Origin of the sequence: Escherichia sp. AM3 (assembly GCF_032029835.1) — a bacterium.
In the GTDB taxonomy this organism is placed as follows: Bacteria; Pseudomonadota; Gammaproteobacteria; order Enterobacterales; family Enterobacteriaceae; genus Escherichia; species Escherichia coli.
The window spans coordinates 1-360 of the sequence record NZ_JAVUPQ010000678.1 but is presented as its reverse complement, the minus strand read 5'-3'; the positions used below and the strand labels follow the sequence as shown (position 1 = coordinate 360).

1 protein-coding gene is annotated in these 360 nt (G+C 63.6%); it reads right to left on the bottom strand.

All coding sequences use genetic code 11. The features are described 5' to 3' along the window. A partial coding sequence (locus RTW80_RS27840) for an RHS domain-containing protein (protein WP_312721350.1) occupies positions 1–360 on the bottom strand: 360 nt, incomplete at both ends.

Below are 360 nucleotides of genomic sequence, written 5' to 3'. Positions count from 1 at the left end.
TTGTAATACAGTCCCGACTCCTCATCATACTGCTGCCCCGGCAAACGGTACGGCTGGTACAGGTGATGCGGGTTCTCCTCATTAAGCTGGTTCCCCCACTCGTCATACTCCCCGCACCACGCCGTTTCGCCTTCCGGGGTGATGAGCGCCTGCGGCAGTCCACGGTGGTCACAGTGGTAAAGATGCAGCCTCCGCTCCGGGATGTATGCATCCTCCATCTGCGCGGCCATCTGTTCCGCCGTCAGCCCGCACTGCGCAAGCCATGCCTCACTCTCCGCACTCACCGCTCCCGCACGCAGCTCCCGCTCCAGCCTTCCCAGCATCACCGCCAGCTCCGCCGGTAGCGTCACACCCGTGTCC